This is a genomic window from Paraburkholderia sp. 31.1 (genome assembly GCF_014397645.1).
GTDB classification, from domain to species: domain Bacteria; phylum Pseudomonadota; class Gammaproteobacteria; order Burkholderiales; family Burkholderiaceae; genus Paraburkholderia; species Paraburkholderia tuberum.
The window spans coordinates 1-20,096 of sequence record NZ_VZQN01000019.1 but is presented as its reverse complement, the minus strand read 5'-3'; the positions used below and the strand labels follow the sequence as shown (position 1 = coordinate 20,096).

Here is a 20,096-nt window from a genome sequence, read left to right as displayed (position 1 = left end):
GAGGAACGCTCAGTTGAACATTCCGGCTCACGCTCCGCTGCATCTGCTGCACACGGCCACGGTCGGCACGCTCGCCACGCACGCTCGCCAGCCCGAGGGCTTTCCGTATCCGTCGGTGCTGCCGTTCGCGCCGGACGCGCGGCATTGTCCGACGATCCTCGTGAGCCGGCTCGCGGAGCACACGCACAACCTGCACACCGATTCGCGCGCCGGTTTTCTGGCCGTCGACGCACCCGACGGCGACGTGCTGGGCGGCCAGCGCGTCACGCTGCTTGGCCGCTTCGAGCCGGTCGGCTCGAGCCCGGAACTGGCGCGGCGCTACCTGCGCTATCACCCGGACGCGGAGCGCTACCTGATGCTGGGCGATTTCACGTTCTGGATCATGGAGGTCGAGCGGCTGCGCTACATCGGCGGCTTTGGCGCGATGGGCTGGCTCGATGGCGCCGAACTCGATCCGCTGCCGCCGCTTGCAGTCAGCGAGGAGGACGCGCTGATCGCGGAATTCGGTCACCGGCTGAGTGGCGCGGGCGGCGTCGAATTGCTGGGTGTCGACCGTTATGGCGCCGATCTGAAACGCAACGGCGTGCGCCACCGTTTCGCATTCGATGGCGCCCGGTCCGATACCGGGACATTGCACGCCGCGCTCGAAGTCTGCATCGAGCGGAATGCGGATTAAGTATTTATCGTTTATCGAGAAAACGCGCATGCGCCAGTCGCGACGAACGGGGTCCTTGTCTCAATAGTGCGCGGCTTATCCAAGCCAAAGCTTTCATGCCGTGAAATGTTCGATGTGCAATGGACCGCTCAAGTCTCATTTCTTGATAGTTAAATCGTGTAAATATGCAGATGAGTGGACTTTTTAGCGACATGCGAAATCAGCGATTAGAAAGGCCGTAGTCCGACCCAAAAGCAGCGCAGGAAACTTTTTGAAACGAATTTAAATTAATTTTTTCCGGTTGCTTATCCAGCCTTTCTATTTTGTGTTAATCTCGCCGTCAAATTCCGAGGCATGAAACCTTCAAAGGCGAGTCGGCAAAAGACCGGCGGTCATTTATCCATACCACAAGGGAAACCTATGTCTTCTTACAAGGAACTGCTCGCGCAGCGCGAGAAGCTCGAAAAGCAGATTGAAGAAGCGAAGTCGCGCGAATACGCGGAAGTCTTGAATGAAATCAAGCAGAAGATGGCGGATTACGGCATTTCGCTGAGCGAACTCGGCGGCGGCCGCGCACCGAAAGGCGCTAAAGCGAGCCGGCCGCGCGCAGGCGTCGCGCCTAAATATCGCGATCCGGAAAGCGGCAGCACGTGGTCCGGTCGCGGCAAGCCGCCGCGCTGGATTGCGGGTCTTGATCGCGAAAAGTTTCTGATCCAGAAGTAATCACGATCAGGCGGGCAGTGAGGGTTGGCCGCACGTAGTACGAATAGCGGCGATCCACCGCGTTTTATAGCCTGCTGCAGAATCTGAAAAAGCCGCGCACCGTTCAGGGCGCGGTTTTCGTCATTTGCGGCGCCGAGTTTTTTGTCGCATGCGCTTCAGGCAACTGGAACGCGAATGCTTTTCGTTTAGATAAGCGATTGATTTAAAAAGGTTTTTTTCCGCTTTTCCCTGCGCGCGCGATTCGCGGCGGCTACAATAACGATAATTGACATTTCCGCCACTTCAGCATGCAGTCCGCCGCGATCGCCCAAACCACCGAGAAACAACGCGTTGCGCGCAAAAGTACTTTTGCGAGTATTGCGCTCAATAGCGTGTTGATGACGCTGCAAATCGCCATCGGCACGATCGCGCACTCGCAGGCGCTAGTTGCCGACGGTATCCATTCCCTTGCCGATCTTATTTCCGATTTTGTCGTGCTGATTGCCAATCGGCACAGCGGGGCCAAGCCCGACGCGGATCACAATTACGGACATAGCCGTTATGAGACGGTGGCGTCGTTATTTCTCGGCGCGCTGCTGATCTCGGTCGGCGTCGGCATGTTGTGGCGCGCCGGTACGCGGCTCGCCGACCTGCAAAATATTCCCGCCGTGCACATGAGCGCGCTCGCGGTCGCGGCGCTCGTGCTGGTCTGCAAGGAAGCGCTGTTTCGCTACATGCTGCGCGAGGCGAAGCGAGTGCGTTCCGCGATGCTGATCGCGAACGCATGGCACGCGCGCTCGGACGCGGCGTCGTCGCTGGTGGTGGGGATCGGCGTGATCGGCAGCCTCGCCGGCTTGCGGTTGCTCGACCCGATCGCAGCGGCCATCGTCGGTTTCATGGTCGCGCGCATGGGCTGGACCTTCGGTTGGGACGCGCTGCAGGATCTGTCGGACCGCGCGCTCGACGAAACCGCCGCGGCCGACATGCGCGCATTGCTGATGTCCACCCCCGGCGTGCGTGACGTGCACGAAATGCGTACGCGCAAGATGGGCGATTTCGCGCTCGTCGACGCGCACATTCTGGTCGATCCGATGATTTCGGTATCGGAAGGGCATTACATCGCGGAGTCGGCGCGGCTGCGTGTGCTGACCGACAAGCGCGTGCTCGACGCGCTGATCCACGTCGATCCGGAAAACGATGCGCTCGCGCATCCACCGGTCGATCTGCCGCCGCGGGAGCGCGTGACCGCCGAGGTCGACGCGGCGCTGGCGGCCTGGGGCTTGCAGGCCGCTGGGATAAATCTGCACTACCTGAGCACCGGGCTCGACGTGGAGGTGGTGTTACCGGCGGCGGCGTCCGTTGAAGGGCGCGCTGCAGACGGCCCAGAGGCCGCGCGTCTGCTGGAAAGCGAGGCGCAGTCGCTTGGGCGCGTCGATCTGGAGGCGCTCAAGCGTCGTCTCGGCGCGCGCAAGCTAGACGTGCTGCTGCAACGGGATATCTCGGCCGCGCAAGGCGGTCCGGCGGCGGAACTCAAGACTGGCGTCGCCCCCGGCGGTCGGTCAATCGCCGCGGAGCCTCACAACGCCGCCTGAGTCCGATGAGTTTCGGACACCCGATGCCGCGAACCTTCATGCGGCCCGCAGCGGCGGCATGCGTCACAACGGCAACTGCGTATCGAACTTGATTTCGCGCAGCACGACGCTCGTGCGCACCTGCGCGACGGCTGGAATCTTGAAAATGCGTTCGTGCAGGAAGCTGTCGTACGCCTTGATGTCCGGCGCGACGATCTTCAGGATGTAATCGGATTCACCGGTCGTGCTGTAGCACTCGGTCACTTCGGGGCAGGTGGCGATTTCCCGCTCGAACTGCTCGACGCCGCCTTCGGTGTGGCGCGTCAGATGGATATGCGCGAGCGCGCACACATGCAAGCCGAGTTTTTCGCGATCGAGCAGCGCCGTGTAGCGCTGGATCACGCCCGACTGTTCCATGTCCTTGATGCGCCGCCAGCACGGCGTGCTCGACAGCCCGACCTGGTCGGAGATTTCCTGCACGGAACGACGTGCGTCGAGCTGCAGTAGGCGCAGGATCTTCTGTGAGAACGTATCGAGTGTCAACTGCGCCTCCGTTAGCGTCGCCGTATCAACGCATGGTAGAGGGCGCGAAAACGAAACGCAATGTAAAACGGCTCTCGCGAGCGAGATTGCCTAATTTACCGGGTCGGGAGCGGCGTTTTGCCCTGAGCCGTCCCCATCATCCTTGCCGTCCCCCGGCATCTCGGGCTGACGCGCGCGCAAGTCCTTCAGCATGTTGCAAAAGAGGGCACCCTGCTCGATCGCGTCGTCGAGCGCGACGTGCGTGTGCGGATGCTCGTCGAACCAGTGCTTCGGAAAGCGCGGCTTGATGTTCTTGCGGTACGGCAGGCCAGTCATCGCGAACGCGAGCGTCTTGATGTCGAGCGCCGACCACGAAAACGGGCAGCGGCCGACGAAGCGCATCATGTACCAGAACATATAGGTGAAGTCGAAGCCGGCCGGCATCGCGACGAACACCGGCTTGCCCGGCAGCGCCTCGACCCATTCGACATAGGCGGTCAGGGCGGCCTCGGGTTTCTGCAAGTCCTGGCGGCAGGCCGCCCATGCTTCCGGCTGGGTCTTCCACCACGCTTCCTGAACCGGATGCGGCGCTGCACCTTCGAGCAGTTCGAGATTCGCCGAGAACGTCGCGATCAGCTGCTTGTCTTCGGTGTATGCGGCGGATGCGAAGCTCAGCATCGAATGCGGGCCGGGGATCGGGCCGTCCGCTTCGACGTCGGTACTCACATAGATTTCGCTGCTCATGCGCCAACTCCGTCTGCGACGTAGGGATTCGTGCGGCGCTCGGCGCCGAACGTCGAGGTCGGGCCGTGGCCGGGCACGAACGTGACGTCGTCGCCGAGCGGCCAGAGTTTGTCGCGGATCGAGCGGATCAGATCCGCATGATTGCCACGCGGGAAATCCGTGCGGCCGATCGAGCCGGCGAACAGCACGTCGCCAACTAGTGCAAGCCGATGCGCGCGGCTGAAGAAGACCACGTGGCCGGGCGTGTGGCCGGGGCAGTGGTAGACCTCGAGGGTTTCGTCGCCGAATTGCACGGTGTCGCCGTCTTGTAGCCAGCGGTCCGGCTCGAAGGCGTCGGCGGCCGGGAAGCCGAAGCGCGTGCTCTGGTCCGGCAGCTTGTCGAGCCAGAAGCGTTCGTCGGGATGCGGACCTTCGATCGGCACGCCGTAGTGACTGGCGAGTGTCTTCGCGCCGGCGCAGTGATCGATGTGGCCATGGGTCAGCAAGACCTTTTCGACGGTCACGTTCTGCCGCGCGATCTCGCGCTGGATCATGTCGAGGTCGCCGCCTGGATCGACGACGGCAGCGCGCCCGGTGGCCTCGCAAACGAGCAGCGAGCAGTTCTGCTGGAACGGCGTGACGGGGATCAGGGTGACTTTCATGGCTGGACGACGCGCTGGAAAAACGGTGATTGTACCGGGCCTCGCGACAGCCTCCGCCGCCCATGCGACGGGGCCGGCTCACGGCCCGTCTCGGACTTTCGTATGTCCATTTTTGCGATAAATGTGAAGATTGATCAAGTTTTTGAGCAGCTCGCCATCCCAACAAAAAGTTTTGGGTATAATGGACTTCATGCACTAGGAATTGTGCTGCCACAAGGCGATGCGTTCCCACAAAAAGGGAATGCCGCTCGCCGTTCAAGTAAGGGCTGTCGGAATGCCGACGGCCATCCGGTATCGATGCGTTCGATGCACACGTCTTGCCCAGCCAGGCGCCGCGCGCCTGCTACGGAATTAATCTCCGTGACGCTGGGTGGGGCCTACGCCGCCGTTCCTGCGCGCTGAGTTGCGCGCGCAAGAACGTGTCATTGCCACGTTCAGTTGGCGGCATGTGGGGTCTGGTCAGGCTGCCGGGGACAGGTTGCGCCAGACGTGAAAATTAACCGTGCGGTAGCGGCTGAGTGAGCCGTATCCGGGCTTTGACGTACTGCGCATTTTCGCGCGGCGCGTTGTCGTCCCTACCGCCGGAGCCGCAAGCAACACACCCAGCAGTTTGCGGGTGACGCGGCTCGACAATGTGATTGCACGTCTTATGAAAACTCGGCTAACCCGTGGTGTAGGGACTCTTTTTGCCTTTTTTGTACTGGCCGGCTGTGCCACGCCTCCGGGCGCGCCCGATACGTCCGCGAACGACACGCCGCAAAGTACAAAGAACACGCACCTGAGCTCTTTCGGACCACAATCGTTCGGTAGCGCGCCGGCCTCGAGCCCGAGCGCGTCGAACGCGCCCGCGTCGCCGCTGGCTGACGCGCAGCCGCTCACCGACGACGGCGTCGACGTCGCGGACTTCCATCAGATCGGACGCGCGTCGTGGTACGGACGCTTCTTCCACGGCCGCCGCACCGCCAATGGCGAGCGTTACGACATGCATGCCCTGACGGCCGCGCATCGCACCCTGCCGCTCGGCTCGTACGTGCGCGTGACCAATCCGGCCAATTCGCGCTCGGTGATCGTACGGATCAACGACCGCGGCCCGTACGCCCGCGGCCGCGTGATCGACCTGTCGATGGCGGCCGCTGCCATGCTCGACATGCGCCACACCGGTACCGCGCGGGTCAAGATCGAAGGGCTCACGCAACAGGAAGCGCGCGCCGAGCTGAACGAGACGCTCGCGTCGAACTCGGATTCGAACAAGTGATGTGACGTTACATGGCGATGATGCCGCGTCGGCTGAACCAACCGTCTGCAGAAAATCGAAGGGCCGCGACATGCGGCCCTTTTCTGTTGCCGTCAGCCTTTTACCCGCCGGGCCCGACCCTCACGTTTCGGGCTTGTCTTCCTTCAGCGCCAGCGCGCGCGCGTACAACGCGTGGCGCGATGCGCCCGTGAGCGCCGCAGCGACCTTCGCCGCGCTGCTCACCGTCAATTCTTCCAGCAGGATGCCGAGCAGCGCGTCGTGATCGTGCTCGCCGGCCGCTTCGGGCGCCGCGCCTTCGACCACCAGCACGAATTCGCCACGCTGCCGGTTCGCGTCGGCAGCGAGCCACGTTGGCCCTTCGGCCAGGGTGCCCTGGTGCAGGGCTTCGTGTAACTTCGTCAGTTCCCGCGCGATCAGCAGACGGCGTGTGCCGCCGAACGCATCGGCGAGCGCCTGCACCGTCTCGACGATCCGGTGCGGCGCTTCGTAGAACACCATCGCGTGAGGATGTTGCGCGAGCGCCTGCAAGGCGGCGGCGCGCGCCTTCGGCTTCGGCGGGAGGAAGCCGAGGAACGAGAACGTCGCGACCCAGTCGCCGGTCGCGCTGAGCGCGGTGGCGAGCGCACTCGCGCCGGGCAGCGGGACCACCACGAAGCCGGCCTCGCGCACGGCATCGACGAGCTTGGCGCCGGGGTCCGAGATGCCCGGCGTGCCCGCGTCGGACACGTACGCCACGCGCTCGCCGGCCTGCAGATACTCGATCACGCGCTGCGCGGCGGTGCGCTCGTTGTGCTGATGCACGGCGACGAGCGGCTTCGAGATGCCGTAGCGCGCGAGCAGCTGACCGGTGTTGCGGGTGTCCTCGGCGGCGATGCGATCCGCGAGTCCGAGCACGTGCAGCGCGCGCAGCGTGATGTCGGCGATGTTGCCGATCGGCGTGGCCACCACATACAGCGCGGCGGCGGGGTACTGCTGCCCTTGCGCGAGTTCGGAGAGAGGAGTCATGAGACGGAAGACACAAACAGACGGAACGAGGCCGATATTGTGCCATGTGGGCTTGCGCGAGCAGGCCGTGCCGAAGACTGCGCAAAAGATGCCCATACACGCCGGTCCAAAAACCGCCCACAACTTTTCCTGCGCTCACCAGTCCAAATCCGTCGGCGCGGCTTTCGAAGCACGCGCGCGCGAATTTTTGCAGCGCCAGCGTCTGCGCTTCGTGGCGCGCAACGTCGCCTGTCGGGGCGGCGAGATCGATCTCGTGATGAGTGATCGTGACGGCGCGCTGGTGTTCGTCGAAGTTCGCGCGCGTGCGCAGCGGCATTATGGCGGTGCGGCTGCGAGCATCGGTTGGCAGAAGAGACAGCGCATCGTGCGAGCGGCGCGGCACTATCTCGCGACGCGCGCCACGACGAACCGCGGCCCGCGCGACGAACCCGCGTGCCGTTTCGACGTCGTCGCGTTCGAGAGCGGCAGGCTCGTATGGTTGCGCGATGCGTTTCGCGCCGACGAAGTCTGACCGACAGCGCAGACAACGCGCGTGAGTGCGATAAACTTGCGCTCGCGTGCCGCGCGAACTCATCGGCGGCCACAGCCTGGCAGTATGACTTCACAACACGGCCGCGCAGTGCGGTCCATTCGCGGTAGAAGATAGAGACTCGATGTCAGTCGAACGCATCCAACAACACTTCCGCGACAGCGCGGCAGTCAAACTCGAAGCCCTCGAAACCCTGTCGATGCCGATCGCCGCCGCGATCGACACGATGTTCGCCGCGCTCGCCAACGGCAATCGCATCCTCGCGTGCGGCAACGGCGGTTCGGCCGCCGACGCGCAGCATTTCGCGGCCGAGCTGATCGGCCGCTTTGAGCGCGAGCGGCCAGGTCTGCCGGCCATTGCGCTCAGCACCGACACCTCCGTGCTCACCGCGATCGCCAACGACTATTCGTTCGAACAGATCTACGCGAAACAGGTCTGGGCGCTCGGTCAGCCCGGCGACGTGTTGCTCGCGATCACCACATCCGGCAATTCCGCGAACGTGGTCGCCGCGATCGAAGCCGCGCATGAGCGCGAAATGATCGTCGTTGCGCTGACCGGCAAGGGCGGCGGACGCGCACAGGAGGTGCTGAGTGACACCGACATCCACGTGTGCGTGCCGTCCGACCGCACGGCGCGCATCCAGGAAGTGCACCTGCTGACCATCCATTGCCTGTGCGACGGCATCGATGCCATGTTGCTCGGCGAAGACTGAGACTGATTTCGAAGGAGAGCTAGTTGATGAGCGTTTTCCGCATCAAGAAGACACTGGTGAGAACCGTGCTCGTGGTCGGGTTCGCGGCGGGCCTGTCGGCCACGCTGCAAGGCTGCTTTCTCGCTGTCGGAGCCGCGGCGGGCGGCGGCGCGCTGATGGCGACCGACCGCCGCACGCTCGGCGCGCAGACCGAGGATCGCGAGATTCAGGTGAAGGCGCTGTCGCAGATCAGCCAGAATCTGCCGGACTCCGCGCACGTCAACGTCACGGTGTTCAACCGCCGCGTGCTGCTGACCGGCGAGGTCGCGGGCGAGGCGTCGAAGCAGCGTGCCGAGAGCATCGTGCGGAACATGAACAACGTGAATACGATCGTCAATGAACTGGCGATCGCGCCGGCGAGCTCGTTCTCGTCGCGCACCAACGACACCTACCTCGAAACGCGCGTGAAGACCGCTCTGATCGCCGAGAAGAACATTTCGGCGAACAATTTCAAGGTCGTGGCCGAGCGCGGCAACGTCTATCTGATGGGCCTCGTCACGATGAATGAGGGCAATATCGGCGCCGACGTCACGAGCCGCGTGCCGGGCGTCGTGGAGGTGGTCAAGGTGTTCCAGTACATCCAGCCGCAGGAAGCCGAAGCTGCTGCGGCCGCCGGTGCGACGGCGCCGGTGGCCGCCTCGCAGCCCGAGGTCAGCGAGCCGACGGTCGGCGCGATTCCCGATTCGTCGGTGAGCGCGCGGCCGCTCGATCAGCAGGCGCCTGCGCCGGTCAACTCGTCGACGTCGGTGCGACCGGGTAATCCGAAGGCGGTGCCTTGATGCGCGGTATGACGCGTGCGGGTGTCGTGTTCGCGTTGGTGGTCGGCGCGCTCGCCGGCACGATGACGTCGGGTGCTCGCGCGGCCGAGGCGCCGCGCGGCCAGCAGGTCGCCGCCGCGAATGCATGCATGGGCTGTCACGCCGTCGATCGCAAGCTGGTTGGTCCGTCGTTCCAGCAAATCGCCGCGAAGTACAAGGGCGACGGGCAGGCGCCGGCCAAACTCGCGCGCAAGGTGAAGGACGGCGGCTCCGGCGTATGGGGCATGATTCCGATGCCGGCCCATCAATCGATGAGCGATGCGGACATCCGCGCGGTCGTCGACTGGGTGCTCGCGGGCGCGCCGTCCAGATGAAGTGTTCCCGGGGCTGGAGGCTTGGCAAAAGGGAAAATGGCTGTGCTAGAATTATTTTTGTTGGGGGGGTAGCTCAGCTGGGAGAGCGTCGCGTTCGCAATGCGAAGGTCGGGAGTTCGATCCTCCTCCTCTCCACCATCACGTGTTCCAAGCAGTTCCAGAGAATTCCGCAAACCCCGCGTCCCGTAAGGCTCGCGGGGTTTTTGTTTCCATTCCGGGATTGTGGTTTCCGTTGACAGCCGGGGGCCTTTCAGAGCAGTTTTAGGGGCATCAGGCTCATTTTTGAGCCCGTTGGAAATTTAGGCCCCCACGCAACGGGAGGTGTCCCATGCCTCTTACCGATCTGGAAGTTCGCCGGGCTGCGGCTCGCGAAAAGACCTACCGGGTCTCCGACGGCCGCGGAATGTATCTCGAGATTTCTCCGTCTGGCGGCAAATACTGGCGCTTCAAATACCGGTTCAATGACAGGGAGCGGAAGCTGGCGCTTGGCGTCTATCCCGATGTCACGCTTGCCCATGCGCGCAGGAAGCGCGATGAGGCGCGTGCGATGCTGGCCGATGGCATTGATGCCGGTCAGGCGAAGAAGGACAAGAAACGCCTGGCGCGGCTGAACGCGGCCACGACCTTTGAGGCCGTCGCGCTTGAGTGGTTCGAGCAGCAGGCGCCCGGCTGGGCGCCGAGCCACTCCGAAAAGATCATGGGGCGGCTGAAGAAGGACCTGTTTCCATGGCTGGGTTCGCGTCCCATCGCTGACATCACGCCGCCTGAAGTCCTTGAAGTGCTGCGCCGTGCCGAGAAACGCGGTGCGCACGACACCGCACATCGGCTTCAGCAGAACTGCGGCCAGATCTTTCGCTACGCTGTGGTAACCGGGCGCGCCATGCGTGACGTGAGCGCCGACCTGCGCGGCGCGCTGCGGCCCAACCGCCATACCCACTTCGCCTCAATTACGGATCCCGAGAAGGTCGGGGAAATGCTGCGCGCCTTCGATGGCTTTTCCGGGACGCTAGTCGTGCGCGCGGCGCTGCAACTTGCGCCGTTGCTGTTCGTGCGACCCGGCGAACTGAGGCAGGCTGAGTGGGCGCAGATTGATCTCGAACGGCGCGAATGGCGCTACACCGTCTCGAAGACAAACACGGAGCATTTGGTACCACTGGCTGCGCAGGCGGTGGAGATCCTGAAAGAGTTGCAGGCGCTGACCGGAAAATGGCGCTGCGTCTTTACAGGTCGGGATCGCAGAAAACCCATGAGCGGCGCGGCGATCAATGCCGCGCTGCAGCGGCTAGGCTTCGATACGAAAACTGAGATCACGGGCCACGGATTCCGGGCGATGGCCCGGACCATCCTGCATGAGCGGCTCCGCTTTCCGGCCGAAGTCATCGAGCACCAGTTGGCACACCGGGTGCCCGACTCGCTCGGTAGTGCATACAACCGTACGCGGTTCATCGATGACCGGATCGCGATGATGCAGGCATGGGCTGATTATCTGGATCGGCTGAAGGCCGGGGCAGAGGTGGGTCCGATTAGGCCAAGAGGTGTTTGAAATGGGCTTGGTTGTAGCGGGAATGCCGTTTGTGTTGTTCGACAATGAAAAACTCCACTGCGACATGACTGAAACCAGACACCTGGCGCGGCGGATCGCGCAAAAGTAACCGTTCTTGCATAGCCGTCAGTAAGTGGCTGACGAGCGGCCGCCGCGTGGATGCAAGTAGTCTGTTTTAGCATCGCAACAGGTTGCGCTTGACATTGGATCCTGTCGCTCCCGCATACATCATGGCGAATGTGAGCGATCGGATCGGCGATCGTGATCGCCGAACGGGGCATGAAAGGCTGATAGCGATTCACTGCTGTCGTTCAAGCTTCTACTGCCTATGCCTGCAGTGCAGCGACGGCTGTCGCTCAGCATCTCCGCCGTGAGCGGCCGGTGCCAGTTTGACGTCGTGGCAGGACTCGGGTCAGAAGGAGAGCTTCGCCGTCCGACGTGGCTGCTTGTGCGTCACAATTTCACCGGTTATCGAATGCCGATACCTACAGCTTCATTCAGTGAGCGCTTCCGTTACTGTGCGTATCATTAGGGTCATCACGACAAGGGAGATAGCACAGCAATGGCACGATGCACAGCACCAGTTCGAGGGCACCAGTCGGCAGCCGCGCAGGCAGCCTGCCCTGCATGTGGTTCCCGCTATGGCGGGTACCGCAACAGCTATGGCAGCGGGAACGGCAGTGGCTACAGCTCGTCCTATTCTTCTGGTGGCGGGAGCAGCTACAGCAGCGGCGGCAGGTCCAGCGGAGGCGGCAGTTCAAGGCCGCGCTGGTCGCGTGCCGGTTCGTCTGTTTCGTATACGCCCGCTCAGGTGGCGTCCCTCACACCGGTTCGCGAGGCTGTTGAAAAAGAAGCGGCAGCGAAGCCGGACCTTCGGGATTGCTTCCTCTGCCACGCTTGGGATGACAGGCAAGGCGCCGCCAAGGAGCTGCACGATTTGCTCGAGGCAGTTGGTGTCAAGGTTTGGTTTAGCGAGAAGGACCTTGGCCTTGGCGTGCCGATGATGCGAGCCATCGATAAAGGCTTAGCGGCCTCGAAAATTGGGCTCGTCCTAGTGACCCCTGCATTGTTGGCACGCCTTCCGAAAGAGGGCGTCGCCGACAAAGAGCTTTCGACTCTTCTCCAGGGTAACCGTCTCGTGCCCATCGTGCACGGCACTACGTACACTGCGCTCCGCGATGTCAGCCCCATGCTTGCTTCGCGAAGCGGACTTGATACGTCGGAAGACACGATGGCGGTGGTCGCAACAAAAATTGCCGAGCTGGTTGCCATCTGGAGCTGACAGGTGAGGCTTTCTTCGGCTGCTTTACCTTTGACTGCCGCCAGTCTCTAGGGCTCCCTCTAAGGACCGCTGTCAACCTGAAGCGGTCGATCAAGAAGATTCAACAGCCGGCAGCTTCTGCCCGTTCTTCGCCAGCTGTTTCTCTTCCTCATTGTCCTGGGTAAAGGGCGCGCAGCCCATGGTTCCCAACACAATCGCCAATAGCTAGGCGTTAAAAAGGGCAAGATAGCTCTGGGTTACGGGCTCGTAGCTCGTGGCGGATAACCATGCGCGACCGCCTGCGGTATGTGCGATCGCATAGCCCCAGGCTGCGACCCGATTTGCGGTGACCCCGTCACTGGCCATACCAGCCAAAGCGCCGATTTCACTAATCTCATCAGATTTGGTCACCAGCCTTTCCAGCCACTTTTCAAGATGCGGCTTCGCCCCGAGTGTGTCCGACTTGCTTCGATTGCATGCAGGGTGTGCAAGCACAAAATTGTGTGCCTGGTCCCTCGGATAGAGCGAGAATGGGACAAAATGATCGACGTCAGCGCCGGTAAGGTTGCCCCCACAATAAAAGCACCGGTGACCGTCGAGCTTGCGCAGTTCCGCACCGACAATGGCCAGAGACTGTCGCGATGCTGAAAACAGAAAGTCTTCCAGATCGCCAGCATCGCCGAGAATCGTGTGGTTCCGCCGGTTTGTCTTAATGTGGTCTACCCAATGCGTGCGAGAAAGCTGTTGTACCAGCGTATAAAAGCGCCGAAGGCAGTAGGCAACGCCGGGTTTCAGCGCAATCGCACCGCGACCTGACCGTTCGTAGAGGAACGTGTCGGTGACTCCGCCAAAGTTTTGCAGATAGTTCAACGGCTGTGCGGAGATAACCGCCGCCACCTTGCTCCGCAATGCTGCATAGCTTGGCTCGGTACGAGCCTGCTGGACGGTAATTCCAGGCGTCGACGCCCGGTATTCGCAGATAGCAGTTAACACCGCTGCCTGATCCCCAAGATTCTGGACGAGTACCCCAGGCTGCGTATCCGTGCGACCAGTTCCATAGGGAGTGGAGTGCCGCCAGTAAAGCTGAACGAAACGATCTGCAATCTCCCGGTTGGTCAGGGTCAATTCCGCGCCGTCGTCCGATCCGACCTCGACAGCAAGGTCGGCGAGCGAGATGAGCAGCGCGAATTTGTATGTAGCCGTGAAGTCGCCTTCGGCAAAGAGCCGCTGAATCTTGGCAAGGAAGGCCAGCTGTGCCTCGGCTGTCGGCGGCGGTATGGTCGAATTCAACCGCGCTTGCTCCAGTAGTCGGCCTTTTCCGGGAAGATCCATCGCACGCCGCCTCGCGGATCTGGCTGGTCCCCCCTGAAGCGAGGTATCAGATGGATGTGCAGGTGCGGCACTGTCTGGCCAGCGGCGGCACCGTCATTGATTCCGATGTTGTAGGCGTCAGGCCGATATTGCTCGTCCAGAACACCTCTTGCGCGGTCAATTAGAGAGAACAGCTGTTCGCGTTCTGCCGCCGACAATTCAAACAGGGAACTCACGTGCCGGCTGGAAATTATCAGCGTGTGCCCGGGCGACACAGGGTACGCGTCGCGTACCGCAAACCCTGCGTCGTTCTGATCAACGATCCTTCCGACCGGCAGTTCGCAAAACGGGCACTGAGAGGGCATGTTGGGCTTAGAGAATGGTGCGGACTCGAAATTCTCTCACGTCAATAGCATCCAGCAGCTTTTGCGCAGCTACGCGGCGGCCGATAGTCGCCGATCCCGGTCCCACCTGCCCGGCTATGCGCCTCGGCAAAAGGATATCTTAGGCGGTGTCCAGGCACCTTGGCGATTCACTCCGCTTCCTCTGCAAATTCCTCGTACTTGTCCAGCACTTCCTGCTTGAGATAGTCCAAAGTGGGGTTAGCGGCCAAGTCCTGCACCTTCTCATACGGCAAATAACTACAAAGCTCTGACAATGGCCCCTGCGGGAAAATCGAGAACGCGGGCCGCATAAGTTCTTGAAACACCTTTTTGCGCCGTTCTTCCGGCGCGACGATGTGTAGCCTCGTGTGGAAGTTGGGCTGCAGCGCCAGCAGGTCCGCCATGCGTAAAATCCCTGAGTAGACCGAGGTCGTGTGCTCGACTTCAAAGGCACGCACTATGGCCTTCTTTTGTAGCCAGAGTACATCAATCTGTTCGACCGTCTTGCGGGCGGCTTCGGAAAACTGCGTGTACGGGAGGGCTGTCAACAGCTCGTCGTTATTCATCTCTGAAAGGACCGCTTCCTTGTCAGCCTTGGGAATCCAGACCTCAAACCCCATCGCGATCCCAATGTCGGCGAGCAATGCCTGCATCTTGTGAGAAGTGCGGACCTGCGACGCGGGAATTGCAGACCCTGTTATTTCGCATGGTGTCGAAGGAAGCGCATCAGGCTGAGGAGTGCCGGCTTCCTGCTCATCAAGGGGAATCTGCACAGCCACTACCTTCCCCGAGGCATTCGTCATCTTCAGGCTGCGGTGTTTTTCCCAAGTCTCGTCAGCGATATCGTCGGGAGTCAGATGGTGGGCCTGATGACGAAGTAGCTCCTCCACTCTCTGACCGTCGGGTTCCTGCAATCGAACGCCACTGCTACGCAGGATCGCATTCCACCCGCCGGCCCCGGGCGTTACATTCTTCGTGAAGGATAGGGCTGCCCACACGTCGGAACGCTTAATCGGAAGAAGTGCGCCCTTCTCCAGCCAAACGAGTGGCGTCACGGGAAATTGCAACGAATACTCGCTGATCATTTCGCTACCCGGCGGCGCCTCCGCCATCGGCCCCGTGACCTGCAGTATGCCTACCCAACAGGACAGCCCCTTGAGATAGCAAAGAATTTTATCGCCGGGCTTGATTTTGGTGACCCAGGCCTTGCGGTTGGGGTGAAAACCCGCAGTATTTTTTGAGGTATTTGAGAAGCTCTCGAATGTATCTACCGAAAAGATATCGACAAAGTAGGTCATCGGGGTTATCGCTGTTGTTGGGCAGATCAAGTGACGGACGCTGTGACTCTTGGTAAATATACTAATGGCTACAGGCTAGGCGTCCTCAAGAATCACTGAATCTAGCGGAAACCTCTGAGTGTCTGCAGCCGAAGATCGATCGGTCAGTCGGAACCCCTTGTGCGGAAGGCTCCTGGTGGCCGACCGCTGCCCGACGCGGTCGGCGCTGTCGACCCTATGCAGTCGTTCGCCTTGACGCCTCCTCGACGGCAGCGTCGTGGTTAGAACGGACAGTCTCCCGGTCAATTTTCCAGCGTTGTCTGAACGACGTTGCCCAAGTTAGAAGGGCTTGACCGGCGACCAATGTTCCTCTCCATGATTGCCTAAGACCACGATTTCTTAAATCGGGGCGAAATGCTTCGGAGTATTGCGTCCCCTAAGGCAAACAAGTGAGGCACGTCAACACTATCAAAGAAGACATCCCCACGGTGCGCCGGTGACGCTAAAGCGGGCAGTTCAAAGCCGAAGCGGTGGCGGCATGCTAGCCAACGGGTGTATCGGTCGCAGCAGTCGCACTGAAGCAAAAACGCCACCAGTAGATGCAGAGGGCTGGCGACTACGAGCAGTTGTCGGCAGCTATGTTCAACAGACCTTGTGACACACCCTCGAACCTTACCGGAACAGTCTGGACGTTGTTGACTTCCCCCTCATCAGGCAAATGGACGGTAGTTCCGCCAGTGACTTGAGTCACCATGAAACTCGATTTGCTCGCAGGAAGCGGCGGACACTCAAGAGTGACTTTTTCGATGTAAGCTCCCTGCTCCGCACCGCTTTTCAGGATCACCATATCGCCTTCTCCTGACGGCGCCAGCCAAATTCTTGCCTGCCGAAAGATCGGTGATTCGGGCGAACCCTTCTTCGGTGAATCGAATGGGATTAGAGATATTTGTACACGAATGGAGTCAGCCAGAACCGCCTTCCCGATGTTCTTTGATCGTAGAAAGATCAAGCAGCGCTGGTCAGGACCACAGTGTGAAGAGACCGCTACGTAGTAAGCACCTCACGACGACCGTCGTAGACGGCGGCGAGAACCGACATCAAAGTGGTGCCCATCATTTTCGATTTGATGGACGTCACTGTGACAGAGTCGGAAGCCAAGCCGGGTAGCCGCAAGGGACGCCCGAATTATGATCGCGAGTTTCGACGCCGGCTTGCGGCCGCGGCATGTGAGCCTGGTGCGTCGGTCGCGAAGCTGGCGCGGGACAATGGCATCAATGCAAACATGCTGTTCACCTGGCGGCGTCGCTATCGCGAGCAATTGCAGGCGGAAACAACGTGCCTGATTCCAGTGGCGGTGGTTCATGAGACGCCGCCGCAGCGCGTGGCGATGCCCCCAGATGCAAGGGACGTCTGCAACCGGACTGCACGAGCCGGGACGATCGAGATCCGGTTCGGTGACGTGGTAGTCAAGGTCGACGGCATTGTCGACGCCGACACGCTACGCGTCGTGCTGGGGAGCGTGCGATCGTGATCTCTCTACCCACGGGTACACGCGTTTGGCTGGTGGCAGGCGTCACCGACATGCGCTGCGGGTTCCAGGGGCTGGCGGCAAAGGTGCAGACGGCGCTCGAGGACAATCCGCTGGGTGGCAACGTGTTCATCTTCCGGGGCCGGCGCGGCGATCTCGTGAAGGTCATGTGGGCGACCGAGGACGGGCTCTGGCTTCTTGCGAAGCGGCTTGAGCGGGGCCGCTTCGTCTGGCCGCAGGCCGATGGCGGCAAGGTCCATCTGACGGCGGCGCAATTGTCGATGTTGCTCGAAGGCATCGATTGGCGGCAGCCGCGTCGCACCGCTGCACTGTCGATGTTGTAAACCGAGCAGAAGACTCGTAAACTGCGCCGCATGTCGAACGGCGCCGAACTTCCTGACGATGTTGCAACCCTGCGAGCCTTGCTGGTCGAGGCCCGTGCCCAGCTTGCCGAGCGCGATCTGGAGATCGAGCAGCTCAAGGCGCAGCTCGACAAGCTTAGGCGCATGCAATTCGGGCGCAAGTCCGAGCAGTTGGACCGGGAGGTTGCACGGCTCGAAACCGCGCTCGAGGACTTGACGGGTGAGCGTGGTGTCGCTGATGTGCGACGCGCCCGCCAATCAAGCGCGAGCACGCCTGTGGGCGACGCATCGCCGAAAGAAGCGCTGCCGCCGCATCTGCCACGCGAAGAACGCGTACTCGACGCCGACGCGACCTGCCCGAAGTGCGGCAGCGCCATGCAGCCGCTCGGAGAAGACGTGTCCGAGCAGCTCGCCCGCGTCGCGGCAATGTTCAAGGTGATCCGCACGATCCGGCGCAAGACGGTCTGTCCGTGCGGCCACCACTTCTCGCAGCCGTCCATGCCCGGCCTGCCGATCACGCGCAGCATTGCCCATCCGAGCCTGCTGGCCGACATCCTCGTCTCGAAGTACGCTGACCACGCGCCGTTGTACCGGCAGTCGCAGATTGCCGCGCGCGACGGCGTGAAGCTGGATCCGGCCAGCATGGGACGCTGGGTCGGCCAGTGCGAGGCCCTTTGCGTGCCGCTGACCGAGGCGCTTCGCCGCCACACGATGGCACCGTCGAAGCTGCACGCGGATGACACGCCGATCCCGGTGCTCGAGCCGGGCAAGAAGAAGACGAAGACTGGGCGCCTGTGGGTGTATGTGCGCGATGACACCCGTTCGGGCTCGACCGAACCGGCCGCGGTGTGGTTTGCTTACTCGCCCGACCGCAAAGGCATCCACCCCCAGACCCATCTTGCTGGATTCGAGGGCATCCTGCAGGCCGACGCCTACAGTGGCTTCAACGAACTGTACGAGAGCGGCAAGATCCGTGAAGCTGCATGCTGGGACCACGCGAGACGGTACCTCTACGACGTGCATGCCCGAACGCCTACCGAGGCGACCCGAGAGGTGCTCGAACTGATCGGTGGACTTTACGGCATCGAGGCGGACATCCGTGGCAAACCAACCGCCGAACGGCTGTGCGTGCGGCAGGAGAAAAGCGTGCCGCTGCTCGCGACCATCAAGACGTGGATGACGGACAAGCTCGCAACGCTGTCGAAGAAATCCGAACTGGCCAAAGCGATCCGTTACTCGCTCAACCAGTGGGACGCGCTCGCGCTGTACTGCGAAGAGGGTCGTGCTGAGATCAGCAACGCCCTGGCCGAAAACGCGCTGCGCTGTGTGAGTCTGGGCCGCAAGAACTTCCTGTTCGCCGGCTCCGACAGCGGAGGCGAGCGGGCAGCCGCGATGTACGGTCTGATCGGCACATGCAAGCTCAACGGGATCAACCCGCGCGCCTACCTCGAATACGTCCTGACCCATATCGCTGACCACCCCATTAACCGCATCGACGAACTGTTGCCCTGGAACGTGGCCACGAAGCTGCCTCGGCAGTCTGGCCCATCGGCGTCTGCTGACACGTAACCCGATTCCCCATCATGCCTCACGCGGGCGCCGCGTTGCTGACGGCCGTCGCGAGGTGCTTACGCTACGTACACCTCCGCAGGATATAGTCTCTGGGCCCAAAGTGCACTTTGTATGGTGACTGCCACTGAGCCTAATACAAACAGCATATAAATATAATTCTTTCTCGTAATATTGTCTTTCGATATCACCGGTCTTTTCCGTGTGCCGTGAATGCACACCACCAACGAGCATGCAATCGCAAGTGCCAAGAGCGAAAACACCAGATAGTCGCGAAACTTATAAGAAAAATAATTCAAATTTGTCGTGCTTAAGCCAATACCTATGATCATACATACGATGCTGCTTGCAAAAAATGCGGAGCAGGCAGGAAGCATCTGATAGATGAACGTCTTAGCTTGGTCCACACGACCGCCGGGAGATGAAGCGCGGAATGACACAATTTTCGTTACAAGCGTAAGAAAACCAAATGACAGAAAAGTTGATACAAGCAAAACAAACACTGACGAGTCGATTGACCAATTCGTGATTTGCTCAGTCGAGTGACGGAAGACAAATATCAGCTGCTCTAGTAATGCGAAGGCTTTTTCGTTGCCCAATGGTTGATTCATGTCCAGTAGATTGAACCGGAAGAACCAGAAAAAACCTATGGTACCGAGCCCAACGAGGAGCGCGGACACAATCGACGATGTGGATGCGCTGATACAGCCATCGGGTTTGCTTTGGAGATCGATCGGTGCGTGGACCTTGCGTGCCCAAGCTATTGTGATTGCAATGCGCGGCAAGAGCGTCGTTAGTTTTTTTAGCAATTCGTTACCCTTATCTTCACTCATCATTTCGCGGTATGTTTAGTGTTTGGTGCTGCAATTTATTTTTAATCAGCCGATCCCGTCTTGACGCTTACGGTTACCGCTCGGATTTCACCCCATTGATGAACGCCCCATCCGATGCACACTGCGAAATATAGTCCCTAAGAGTATTTCAGTAGCGGTCGACATGCAGTCCACGCCACGCTTGACTTATCTAACTCTGCAGTTGGTTTTGGCATCGACCGTACTTGAGCACCGACCAACGGCATCGGCTCTACGGCAACTGAACGTGAAACTTGAGGGATCAACTGGGCGACTGCTTTCAGAGGTATCGACATTCGAACGTCGGAGCGAACCTTCCTTCGAGCGGCGCACGATGGCCGACTCTTGCCCTCAATGGTTTGAAACTGCCTCGATCACGGCGGTTGTCAACGTACTTGTCGCGTCACCTCATGCGCACTGCTTTAGTTCTTCCGGTTGCATGCGCTCCGGATTGAGCCAGACTTCATCCTTCAATTTCCAGTTGCGCGTCGATCGGGACCAACG

General features: G+C 61.0%; 24 protein-coding genes and 1 tRNA gene. 15 read left to right on the top strand and 10 right to left on the bottom strand.

Features of this window, described 5'->3' with window-relative positions:
- The first annotated feature begins 13 nt into the window (after positions 1-13).
- Positions 14-676, top strand: coding sequence for a HugZ family protein (locus F6X37_RS16425; protein ID WP_187612061.1), 663 nt, complete (start codon positions 14-16; stop codon positions 674-676).
- Between the two features lie 399 nt (positions 677-1,075).
- Positions 1,076-1,378, top strand: a complete 303-nt coding sequence (locus F6X37_RS16420) for an H-NS family nucleoid-associated regulatory protein (RefSeq protein ID WP_008921239.1) — start codon at positions 1,076-1,078, stop codon at positions 1,376-1,378.
- Positions 1,379-1,563: 185 nt separating this feature from the next.
- Here F6X37_RS16420 and F6X37_RS16415 read toward each other — a convergent pair whose 3' ends face one another.
- Positions 1,564-1,767, bottom strand: coding sequence for a hypothetical protein (locus F6X37_RS16415; RefSeq protein ID WP_187612135.1), 204 nt, complete (start codon positions 1,765-1,767; stop codon positions 1,564-1,566).
- On the opposite strand from F6X37_RS16415, the gene F6X37_RS16410 reads away from it, so the two are divergent.
- Positions 1,756-2,949, top strand: coding sequence for a cation diffusion facilitator family transporter (locus tag F6X37_RS16410; RefSeq protein ID WP_262419950.1), 1,194 nt, complete (start codon positions 1,756-1,758; stop codon positions 2,947-2,949). The genes F6X37_RS16415 and F6X37_RS16410 overlap by 12 nt on opposite strands.
- 63 nt (positions 2,950-3,012) lie before the next feature.
- Here the strand turns inward: F6X37_RS16410 and F6X37_RS16405 are convergent, their stop codons facing one another.
- From F6X37_RS16405 to F6X37_RS16395, 3 genes are all read right to left on the bottom strand, one after another.
- On the bottom strand, positions 3,013-3,471 hold the full coding sequence (locus F6X37_RS16405) for an Lrp/AsnC family transcriptional regulator (protein WP_012431468.1): 459 nt from the start codon (positions 3,469-3,471) through the stop codon (positions 3,013-3,015).
- 90 nt (positions 3,472-3,561) lie between these two features.
- Complete coding sequence (locus F6X37_RS16400; protein ID WP_187612059.1) at positions 3,562-4,194, bottom strand: exonuclease; 633 nt, start codon at positions 4,192-4,194, stop codon at positions 3,562-3,564.
- The gene (locus F6X37_RS16395; protein WP_187612058.1) at positions 4,191-4,835 is read right to left on the bottom strand and encodes an MBL fold metallo-hydrolase; all 645 of its coding nucleotides are present in this window, start codon (positions 4,833-4,835) and stop codon (positions 4,191-4,193) included. Before F6X37_RS16395 ends, F6X37_RS16400 begins: the two co-directional genes overlap by 4 nt.
- 102 nt (positions 4,836-4,937) lie before the next feature.
- Here F6X37_RS16395 and F6X37_RS16390 point away from each other — a divergent pair, with 102 nt between their 5' ends.
- Together F6X37_RS16390 and F6X37_RS16385 are read left to right on the top strand one after the other, a co-directional pair.
- Complete coding sequence (locus F6X37_RS16390) at positions 4,938-5,237, top strand: hypothetical protein (RefSeq protein ID WP_187612057.1); 300 nt, start codon at positions 4,938-4,940, stop codon at positions 5,235-5,237.
- A 247-nt stretch (positions 5,238-5,484) separates the two neighbouring features.
- Positions 5,485-6,090 carry a septal ring lytic transglycosylase RlpA family protein gene (locus F6X37_RS16385; protein WP_090805547.1) on the top strand — a complete coding sequence of 202 codons (606 nt, stop codon included), beginning with the start codon at positions 5,485-5,487 and terminating at the stop codon, positions 6,088-6,090.
- 120 nt (positions 6,091-6,210) lie between these two features.
- On the opposite strand, the gene rsmI is transcribed toward F6X37_RS16385, so the two are convergent.
- Entirely contained in the window at positions 6,211-7,095 is an 885-nt protein-coding gene (gene rsmI / locus F6X37_RS16380) for a 16S rRNA (cytidine(1402)-2'-O)-methyltransferase (protein WP_187612056.1), read from the bottom strand.
- Positions 7,096-7,183: 88 nt separating this feature from the next.
- Here rsmI and F6X37_RS16375 point away from each other — a divergent pair, with 88 nt between their 5' ends.
- The 7 genes from F6X37_RS16375 to F6X37_RS16345 all read left to right on the top strand — a co-directional run bounded on the left by F6X37_RS16375 (position 7,184) and on the right by F6X37_RS16345 (position 12,332).
- Positions 7,184-7,606: a YraN family protein gene (locus F6X37_RS16375; protein WP_187612055.1), complete on the top strand. Its 423-nt coding sequence runs from the start codon at positions 7,184-7,186 to the stop codon at positions 7,604-7,606.
- 142 nt (positions 7,607-7,748) lie between these two features.
- The gene (locus tag F6X37_RS16370; RefSeq protein WP_187612054.1) at positions 7,749-8,336 is read left to right on the top strand and encodes a phosphoheptose isomerase; all 588 of its coding nucleotides are present in this window, start codon (positions 7,749-7,751) and stop codon (positions 8,334-8,336) included.
- A gap of 26 nt (positions 8,337-8,362) precedes the next feature.
- Positions 8,363-9,154: a BON domain-containing protein gene (locus F6X37_RS16365; RefSeq protein WP_184060819.1), complete on the top strand. Its 792-nt coding sequence runs from the start codon at positions 8,363-8,365 to the stop codon at positions 9,152-9,154.
- The gene (locus F6X37_RS16360; RefSeq protein ID WP_090802673.1) at positions 9,154-9,507 is read left to right on the top strand and encodes a c-type cytochrome; all 354 of its coding nucleotides are present in this window, start codon (positions 9,154-9,156) and stop codon (positions 9,505-9,507) included. The genes F6X37_RS16365 and F6X37_RS16360 overlap by 1 nt, the downstream gene beginning before the upstream one ends.
- Before the next feature lie 62 nt (positions 9,508-9,569).
- Positions 9,570-9,645, top strand: a tRNA-Ala gene (locus F6X37_RS16355).
- A 190-nt stretch (positions 9,646-9,835) separates the two neighbouring features.
- Positions 9,836-11,050: a tyrosine-type recombinase/integrase gene (locus F6X37_RS16350; RefSeq protein WP_187612053.1), complete on the top strand. Its 1,215-nt coding sequence runs from the start codon at positions 9,836-9,838 to the stop codon at positions 11,048-11,050.
- Between the two features lie 811 nt (positions 11,051-11,861).
- Entirely contained in the window at positions 11,862-12,332 is a 471-nt protein-coding gene (locus F6X37_RS16345) for a toll/interleukin-1 receptor domain-containing protein (protein ID WP_316251981.1), read from the top strand.
- Between the two features lie 204 nt (positions 12,333-12,536).
- Here the strand turns inward: F6X37_RS16345 and F6X37_RS16340 are convergent, their stop codons facing one another.
- From F6X37_RS16340 to F6X37_RS16325, 4 genes are all read right to left on the bottom strand, one after another.
- On the bottom strand, positions 12,537-13,643 hold the full coding sequence (locus tag F6X37_RS16340) for an HNH endonuclease (protein WP_187612051.1): 1,107 nt from the start codon (positions 13,641-13,643) through the stop codon (positions 12,537-12,539).
- Complete coding sequence (locus F6X37_RS16335; protein WP_187612050.1) at positions 13,598-13,987, bottom strand: HIT family protein; 390 nt, start codon at positions 13,985-13,987, stop codon at positions 13,598-13,600. The genes F6X37_RS16340 and F6X37_RS16335 overlap by 46 nt, the downstream gene beginning before the upstream one ends.
- A 167-nt stretch (positions 13,988-14,154) precedes the next feature.
- Positions 14,155-15,303, bottom strand: coding sequence for a hypothetical protein (locus tag F6X37_RS16330; protein WP_187612049.1), 1,149 nt, complete (start codon positions 15,301-15,303; stop codon positions 14,155-14,157).
- 595 nt (positions 15,304-15,898) lie between these two features.
- Positions 15,899-16,129, bottom strand: coding sequence for a hypothetical protein (locus F6X37_RS16325; RefSeq protein ID WP_187612048.1), 231 nt, complete (start codon positions 16,127-16,129; stop codon positions 15,899-15,901).
- Positions 16,130-16,384: 255 nt separating this feature from the next.
- Here F6X37_RS16325 and tnpA point away from each other — a divergent pair, with 255 nt between their 5' ends.
- Genes tnpA through tnpC form a run of 3 tightly spaced genes read left to right on the top strand, consistent with a single transcriptional unit; the run spans position 16,385 to position 18,741 of the window.
- Positions 16,385-16,813, top strand: a complete 429-nt coding sequence (tnpA, locus tag F6X37_RS16320) for an IS66-like element accessory protein TnpA (RefSeq protein ID WP_316251980.1) — start codon at positions 16,385-16,387, stop codon at positions 16,811-16,813.
- Between the two features lie 32 nt (positions 16,814-16,845).
- A complete protein-coding gene (tnpB, locus tag F6X37_RS16315) occupies positions 16,846-17,154 on the top strand; it encodes an IS66 family insertion sequence element accessory protein TnpB (RefSeq protein WP_343048332.1) in 309 nt (102 codons plus the stop codon).
- Between the two features lie 30 nt (positions 17,155-17,184).
- Positions 17,185-18,741 carry an IS66 family transposase gene (gene tnpC, locus F6X37_RS16310; RefSeq protein ID WP_187612047.1) on the top strand — a complete coding sequence of 519 codons (1,557 nt, stop codon included), beginning with the start codon at positions 17,185-17,187 and terminating at the stop codon, positions 18,739-18,741.
- Between the two features lie 59 nt (positions 18,742-18,800).
- Here the strand turns inward: tnpC and F6X37_RS16305 are convergent, their stop codons facing one another.
- The gene (locus F6X37_RS16305; RefSeq protein ID WP_187612046.1) at positions 18,801-19,574 is read right to left on the bottom strand and encodes a hypothetical protein; all 774 of its coding nucleotides are present in this window, start codon (positions 19,572-19,574) and stop codon (positions 18,801-18,803) included.
- Positions 19,575-20,096: the final 522 nt, after the last annotated feature.